Annotated in this window: 6 protein-coding genes; all 6 read right to left on the bottom strand. The window is 57.9% G+C overall.

Features of this window, described 5'->3' with window-relative positions:
* The coding region (locus tag ACOTX2_RS17705) for an NAD(P)H-binding protein (protein WP_421625950.1) at positions 1 to 1,219 on the bottom strand (1,219 nt) is incomplete at its 3' end.
* 10 nt (positions 1,220 to 1,229) lie between these two features.
* Positions 1,230 to 2,231, bottom strand: a complete 1,002-nt coding sequence (ltaE, locus tag ACOTX2_RS17710) for a low-specificity L-threonine aldolase (protein ID WP_063148385.1) — start codon at positions 2,229 to 2,231, stop codon at positions 1,230 to 1,232.
* A 38-nt stretch (positions 2,232 to 2,269) separates the two neighbouring features.
* Positions 2,270 to 3,988 carry a ubiquinone-dependent pyruvate dehydrogenase gene (poxB, locus tag ACOTX2_RS17715; protein WP_022647603.1) on the bottom strand — a complete coding sequence of 573 codons (1,719 nt, stop codon included), beginning with the start codon at positions 3,986 to 3,988 and terminating at the stop codon, positions 2,270 to 2,272.
* A 238-nt stretch (positions 3,989 to 4,226) separates the two neighbouring features.
* Positions 4,227 to 5,195 (bottom strand): NADH oxidoreductase, encoded by a 969-nt coding sequence (hcr, locus tag ACOTX2_RS17720; protein WP_063148384.1) that lies wholly within the window; start codon positions 5,193 to 5,195, stop codon positions 4,227 to 4,229.
* Positions 5,196 to 5,205: 10 nt separating this feature from the next.
* The gene (gene hcp, locus ACOTX2_RS17725; protein ID WP_023299708.1) at positions 5,206 to 6,858 is read right to left on the bottom strand and encodes a hydroxylamine reductase; all 1,653 of its coding nucleotides are present in this window, start codon (positions 6,856 to 6,858) and stop codon (positions 5,206 to 5,208) included.
* Positions 6,859 to 7,002: 144 nt separating this feature from the next.
* Positions 7,003 to 7,902, bottom strand: coding sequence for a lysine exporter LysO family protein (locus ACOTX2_RS17730; protein ID WP_022647606.1), 900 nt, complete (start codon positions 7,900 to 7,902; stop codon positions 7,003 to 7,005).
* Positions 7,903 to 8,049 lie beyond the last annotated feature (147 nt).

An 8,049-nucleotide genomic window follows, 5' to 3' on the forward strand; every position in this document is an offset into this window, starting at 1 on the left:
GCGCCAGCTGTTTTTCCGGCTCAACGATGATCACCTTCCAGCTGTCGACCGTATCGCCCACGTTCAGATACGGGGCGGCAGGACGGCCTTTTGCCAGCCGGTGACCCACCAGCAGATCCAGCGTGCCGCGCGTTTGCCAGAGGATATTGCCGAAGAAATAGCGCTCTTTGCCGCCGATCTGGTTCACAACGTCCCACAGCGCTGAGAGGCTGGCAGTGGTTTTTACCGTACAGCCCGCCTGTTTTGGGTAATAGCCGTACTCGGGCCGCCAGCGGGCAAACGCCTGCGCGTCGTAGCCCCAGTCACTGGAGTTCACCAGCTTCTCTTCTTCTTTCAGCGTATTGCGTACGGCATCGTCGAAGGGGATCAATTCCTGAGGGATCAAGGCACGCAGTTCACGATCGTCCGCCAGCAGATCGTGTTTCAGTCCCTGTATAAGCGCTTTGGCAGTCGTCGGCGGCACGGAGGTGATCACATTCAAAAACCACACCGAAATCCAGCGGGTCGGGAAGGGGACGGGCACCAGCCAGCGGCGGCGGCCACTCACCCGCATAAAATGTTCGAACTGCGCCTGATAGCTCAACACTTCCGGGCCAGCCGCCTCCAGCACACGATGCGCCGCCGCCGGATGATCCAGCAATGCCACCAGATAGTGGAGTAAATTCTCCAGCGCAATGGGCGTGGTGCGCGAGCGTACCCAGCGCGGCGGTGTCAGCACAGGCAGGTTGTAGACCATATCGCGCATCACTTCGAACGCGGCGGAACCCGCGCCGACGATGATCCCTGCCCGCAGTTCGGTGACGGGGATACGGGCGCTTCGCAATGTCTCTGCCGTCAGTTGCCGGGCGCGCAGATGGTCTGACTGCTCGTTCTCAGGCGCCTGAAGCGAGCTTAGAAAGATCACCTGCTTTACCGGCGTTTGCAGCAGCGTATCACGTACATTCATCGCCACCTGACGCTCGTGGGCGATAAAATCGCCGCCTTCGCCCATGCTGTGAACAAGGTAGTAAAGCGTATCGACCCCTTCCAGCAGCGCAGGAAGCGCTTTCGGCCAGTTAAGGTCAACGTTGTGACACGTCACGCCAGGCAAATGAAGTTTTTGCAGGCGTTCCGTGTTGCGTGCCACTGCCAGCACCTGGTGCCCCTGCTGGCTTAACGCAGTGGTCAGATGCTGACCGATATACCCGCTGGCACCGAGCACCAGAATACGTTGCGGCACGGTATGCTCCTTAACGCTGTAAAAACGCCTGCCAGTGTTTCACCACCTCGGTCAACTGCTCGCGGTTAACGTCAAGATGCATCACCAGTCGCACGACCGGGGAGGCGTTGATCAGCACGCCTCGGGCTTTCATAAATTCGCCCAGCGCGGCAGCATGCTCATCGCCGACGCGGACAAACAGCATGTTGGTGTCATGACGCATGACATCAGCGCCGATTTCACGCAGCTGCGCTGCCATCCACGCCGCATTGTCGTGATCGTCTTTCAGGCGTGACACGTTATTTTTCAGGGCGTACAGTCCGGCAGCCGCCAGAATACCCGCCTGACGCATCCCGCCGCCGGTCATTTTGCGCCAGCGGTTGGCGCGTCTGATGTAGTCCGCGCTGCCAACCAGCAGGGAACCTACCGGCGTGCCCAGCCCTTTAGAGAGGCAAATGGTGAACGAGTCGCAATATTGGGTGATCTCTTTCAGCTCGCAGCCGTACTCCACCACGGCGTTGAAGATACGTGCGCCGTCAACGTGCAGGCCGAGCTTGCGCTCGCGGGTAAAATCCCATGCCGCTTTCAGGTATTCGCGCGGCAGGACTTTACCGTTATGGGTGTTTTCGAGGCTCAGCAGTTTAGTGCGGGCGAAGTGAATATCATCGGCTTTGATTTTTGCCGCGACTTTGTCCAGCGGCAGCGTACCGTCCGGCGCGGCATCGATCGGCTGCGGCTGAATGCTGCCAAGCACCGCCGCGCCGCCGGCTTCGTACAGGTAGTTATGCGCCCCCTGGCCGACGATATACTCTTCGCCGCGCTCGCAGTGGCTCAGCAGCGCCACCAGGTTAGCCTGCGTGCCGGTGGGCAGGAACAGGGCAGCCTCTTTACCGCTCAGCTCGGCCGCATAGCGCTGGAGTTCGTTGACCGTCGGGTCATCGCCGTAGACGTCGTCCCCGACCGGGGCGGCCATCATCTCTTCGAGCATGGCGCGGCCCGGACGGGTAACGGTATCACTACGTAAATCAATCATTTCACATCCCTTTCATTTAAGAGTTCTTGTGAAATGTTTTACCTGAGCCAGTTGGTTTTTGCCAGTTCGATCACTTCGTCACCGCGCCCGCTGATGATGGCGCGCAGCATGTAGAGGCTAAAACCTTTAGCCTGTTCCAGCTTGATTTGAGGCGGGATTGCCAGCTCTTCTTTGGCGACCACCACATCCACCAGCACCGGGCCGTCGATGGAGAAGGCACGTTGCAGGGCTTCGTCCACCTCTGAGGCTTTCTCCACCCGGATACCGGTGATACCGCAGGCTTCGGCGATGCGGGCGAAGTTGGTGTCGTGCAGCTCGGTGCCGTCCGTGAGGTAGCCTCCGGCCTTCATCTCCATCGCCACAAAGCCCAGCACGCTGTTGTTAAAGACCACGATTTTCAGCGGAAGCTTCATCTGCGCCACCGACAGGAAATCCCCCATCAGCATACTGAACCCGCCGTCGCCGCACATCGCCACCACCTGACGTTCCGGTGCCGTCGCTTTTGCGCCCAGCGCCTGCGGCATGGCGTTGGCCATTGAGCCATGGTTGAACGAGCCAAGCAGGCGTCGTTTGCCGTTCATTTTCAGATAGCGCGCGGCCCAGACGGTGGGCGTACCCACGTCGCAGGTGAAGATGGCATCGTCGTCGGCGAAGTGGCTGATCTGCTGCGCCAGATACTGCGGGTGGATCGCTTTTTCGCTCGGTTTGGCGAGATCGTCCAGCCCCTTACGCGCATCGCGATAGTCGCTCAGGGCTTTATCGAGGAATTTGCGGTCCGTTTTTTCTTCCAGCAGCGGCAGGAGGGCGGCGAGGGTGGATTTAATATCGCCGATAAGCGCCATATCCACCTTGCTGTGCGCGCCGATGCTACCGGGATTAATGTCGATCTGGATAATTTTCGCATCCGTCGGGTAGAACGCGCGGTACGGGAATTGGGTGCCGAGCAGGATCAGCGTATCGGCGTTCATCATGGTATGAAAGCCGCTGGAAAAACCGATCAGCCCGGTCATGCCCACATCGTACGGGTTATCGTATTCAACGTGCTCTTTCCCGCGCAGGGCGTGCACAACTGGCGCCTTCAGCTTAGCGGCAAATTCCACCAGCTCTTTATGCGCGCCAGCACAGCCGCTGCCGCACATCAGGGCGATATTGCTGGAGTATCGCAGCAGTTGCGCCAGCTTTTTTAGCTCTTCATCCGCAGGGGTAATGGTTGGCTGTGGCGCAGAGTACCAGTGGGTGGTGGCGGTTTCAGGTGCGGCCTTCAGCGCCACGTCCCCCGGCAGCACAACCACCGAAACCCCGCGATTCAGGATCGCCTTACGCATGGCTATCGCCAGCACCTGTGGGATCTGCTCCGGCGACGAGACCAGCTCGCAGTAGTGGCTGCATTCACGGAACAGCTCCTGAGGATGCGTCTCCTGAAAATAGCCGCTGCCGATTTCGGATGACGGAATATGTGCGGCAATCGCCAGCACCGGAACATGGTTGCGGTGACAGTCGAAAAGACCGTTGATAAGGTGCAGGTTTCCCGGTCCGCAGGAACCTGCACAGACGGCGAGTTCGCCCGTGAGCTGCGCTTCGGCACCCGCGGCAAAGGCGGCGACCTCTTCATGGCGGGTGGGCATCCATTCAATGGTCTTCATCTTGTTGAGGCTGTCGCTGAGTCCGTTCAGCGAATCGCCGGTGACGCCCCAGATACGCTTTACGCCAGCCTGCTCCAGGGTTTTCGCTATGTATGCAGCCACGGTTTGTTTCATGGTGGTCCTTCTCCTTTATGTGATATCGCTTACAAGCTTAGAAGAAAGTCACTGTATTGGCTGCCTGGTATTCCATACGCACAGGCAGTAGGCACAACGTAAGCCGGGTAAACGCAGTGTCACCCGGCAAAAAGCGCGGTGGCGCTAACGCTTACCGGGCCTACGAAGAGCCAACATGTACAAAGTAGGCCGGGTAAACGCAGTGCCACCCGGCAACAAATGGGGGCACTGCGCCAGATTATGCCAGCACCAGGTCCCCCTGCGGATGGCATGAACACGCCAACACGTAACCCTCTGCAATTTCCGCATCGGTCAGCGTCATGGTGCTGGTGACGGTGTATTCACCGGAAACCACCTTCGTCTTACAGCAGCCGCACACACCCGCGCGACAGGCTGCCGCTACCGGCACGTTATTGCTTTCGAGCGCTTCAAGCAGCGTGGTGCCCACGCGACCAAAGAAGGTCTGCGCCGGTTGCAGCCTCGTGAACTTCATCCCGCTGGTCGCCGCTGCCGCTACAGGCGTGAAGAACTGCTCTTTAAAGAAGCGGGTCACGCCGAGCGCGTTCACTTCTTTCTCCACGATCTCCATGTACGGCGCCGGGCCGCAGGTCATCACGGTACGATCCGCAATGTCCGGCACGCTTTGCAACATTTCGCGGCTCAGACGCCCCGCGACAAAACCGTGTGTAGCGTTGTGCTCAGCCACCAGGGTCACCGGATAATTTCGCCATTCCTCGGCAAAAATCACATCTTCCGGGGAACGCACGCTAAAGATCACCTGCACGTCGGCCTGAGGACGGTATTTCGCCAGCCAGCGGCGCATCGACATAATCGGCGTTACGCCACAGCCTGCCGCCAGAAGCAGGAATTTGTCTTCCTTCTTGTCGTCACAGGTGAACTCGCCCTGCGCGTCAGACAGCCAGATGTAATCCCCGCGCTTCACGTCACGGGTCAGCCACCGGGAGCCTGCGCCGTCATCAATACGACGGACGGTGAGCGTTATGTATTCGCTCACGCCCGGCGTGGAGGAGATCGTGTAGGCGCGCAGGGTATCCGCCGAATTACGCACACTCACCAGCGCATACTGACCTGCGCGGTACGGGTAGTAGTCATGGCACAGCAGCGACAGTGTCCACACATCCGGCGTCTCCTGTTGGATGTGATGAACCTGCATCCGCCACGGACATTGTGAGGTTGGCATGGTCATGAGTTACTCCTTACGCGCTCAGCAGTTGCTTCATATCATCTTCAACGTTGGTCACGGAACGCAGACCAAATTTCTCGTTCAGGATGGCCAGCAGGTCCGGCGTCAGGAAGCCTGGCGCGGTCGGCCCGGTGACGATGTTGGTCACGCCGAGAGAGAGCAGGGTCAACAGAATAACGATCGCTTTCTGCTCGAACCAGGAGAGCACCAGCGACAGCGGCAGATCGTTCACGCCGCAGCCCAGTTTCTCTGCCAGCGTGACCGCCAGAATGATGGCTGAATACGCATCGTTACACTGACCAGCATCCACCAGGCGTGGCAGACCTTCGATGTTGCCGAAGTCCAGCTTGTTGAAACGGTATTTACCGCAGGCCAGGGTCAGGATCAGACAGTCTTCCGGAACGCGGGTGGCGAAATCGGTGAAATAGTTACGTTCCCCGCGCGCGCCGTCACAGCCGCCGATCAGGAAGATGTGACGCAGTTTTTCACGGCTGACGAGGTCAATCAGGGAATCCGCCGCACCCAGCAGGGTTTCACGGCCAAAACCGACGGTGATGAGGTGCGGAATTTCGCTGTACGGGAAGCCTGCCATCTGCTGCGCCTGCGCAATAACCGGACCGAAATCATCGCCTTCAAGGTGGCTCACGCCCGGCCAGCCGACGATGCTGCGGGTCCAGATTCGGTCGTCATACGCGCCCACGGTAGGGTCGATGATGCAGTTAGAGGTCATGACGATTGGGCCAGGGAAGCGGGCGAACTCCACCTGCTGGTTCTGCCAGCCGCTGCCGTAGTTACCGATCAGATGCTTAAATTTACGCAGTTCCGGGTAGCCGTGCGCGGGCAACATTTCGCCGTGGGTATAGACGTTAACGCCGGTGCCTTCGGTCTGCTTCAGCAGGTTGTAGAGATCTTTCAGGTCGTGGCCGGAGATCAGGATGCATTTACCTTCGGTCGCTTTGACGTTGACCTGCGTCGGCGTTGGGTGGCCGTAGGTGCTGGTTTCACCGGCATCCAGAATGCTCATCACTTTGAAGTTCATCTGGCCGATTTCCATCGAGCATTCCAGCAGGGCGTTCATGTCGGAAGGCCAGGTGCCCAGCCATGCCATGATTTTGTGGTACTGGGCATAAATGTCGTTGTCGTACTGGCCGAGTACGTGCGCGTGCTCCATATACGCCGCAGCACCTTTCAGACCGTACAGGCACAGCAGGCGGAGGCCGAGGATGTTCTCGCCAATCGCCGCTTTGTCTTTATTGGGAGTAAATTCGGCGGCCTGACGCTGTAGCTCGCCCAGGTCGTCGCTCACCAGCTGTAGTTCCGCCATCGGGTTGTCCACGCGGGCGCTGGCGTCGGCATTCAGGCATTGCGCTTTCAGGGCTTCACGCAGGGCAATCGCTTCGCGGGCATAGCCCACAATGCGTGGCGAATCGAAGTTAACGTTAGTCAGCGTGGAGAAAAATGCGCGCGGCGCAAAGCTGTCGACATAGTGATCGACAAGGCCATATTCACGGGCCTTGAAGGCCCAGGCGGATAAGCCTTGCAGCGCCGCAATCAGCAGGTCCTGGAGATCGGACGTTTCTGCGGTTTTGCCGCACATACCCTGCGCGTAAGAGCAGCCGTTGCCTGCCGGGGTACGGATGGTTTGTTCACATTGCACACAAAACATAATCACACCTGTTAAAGTTATATTTGAGATACATGTTTAAGGTTATGCCTGTGCCACAACGGAGAAAAGTGCTTTCTTATACTAAGTGGAGGGTTATTGATTTAGCGCAATTTTGGCGGCAGGTTCACTACCGCCAAAGCAGTATCAGGCTGAGAAGAACGCCATCAGAATGGGGACCAGCAGGCTCAGAATAAAGCCGTGTACAATAGCGGCAGGGACCATCTCAAGCCCTCCCGAGCGCTGTAACACCGGCAGGGTAAAGTCCATTGAGGTGGCTCCGCACAGGCCCAGCGCGGTAGAGCGGCTGCGGCGTACCAGGCCGGGGATCAGCATGATGGCTATCAGCTCGCGCGCCAGATCGTTAAAGAAGGCGGCGCTGCCGATCACCGGACCAAACGATTCGGTCAGCAGAATACCGGAGAGCGAATACCAGCCAAAACCGGATGCCATCGCCAGGCTGGTTTTCAGCGGCAGATCGAGAATAAAGGCGTTAATCACTCCCCCCGCCATTGAGCTGGCCACAACGATAACGGCAACCATCATGCCCCGGCGGTTAAGGACAATCTGTTTCAGCGTCATGCCATTATTTCGCAACTGAATACCGATCAGGAAGAGCAGGAAAATCAGCGTATATTCGCTGGCTTCCGTAGCGTGCTGTAAAAAAGCCCATCCGGTTAGCCCCAGTAAAAAACCGAGCACCACCACGCCGCACAGCTTTAATGATTCCAGCGCCATCGCAATACGGGAGGGAAGCTTTTCCTGATGGTGGTGATTTTTCCAGGGAATAGTGCGTTCCAGCCAGAACAGCGCGGCAATATTGCACAGCAGAATAACCACTACCGTAACCGCAGAATAATGCAGGATGGAAAGCAAGTTCGTCGCCAGATTATCCAGGAAGGCCAGGCTGATCCCCATAAAGAACAGAATGACGTAAACAATCCAGCTGAGAAAACGATTAATAAGCTTTAAGGCCGATTCATGACGCAGCGGAATAAGGTAGCCCACAATTAGGGGCAGAAGAATGATGAGGAGTCCTGAGAACATGAACAGCCGGTCCTTTTGAGTATCATTTAAGCGCCAGAGACACTACCCAATAAAGGCTGTACAGTAAAGCGGCAAAAGAAAGCCGGGTGGCGGCTGCGCCTTACCCGGCCTACAAAGTGCACACTCACGTAGGTCGGGTAAGGCGCA

The sequence above is a fragment of the Enterobacter cloacae complex sp. IR5412 genome, assembly GCF_049237385.1.
GTDB classification, from domain to species: domain Bacteria; phylum Pseudomonadota; class Gammaproteobacteria; order Enterobacterales; family Enterobacteriaceae; genus Enterobacter; species Enterobacter intestinihominis.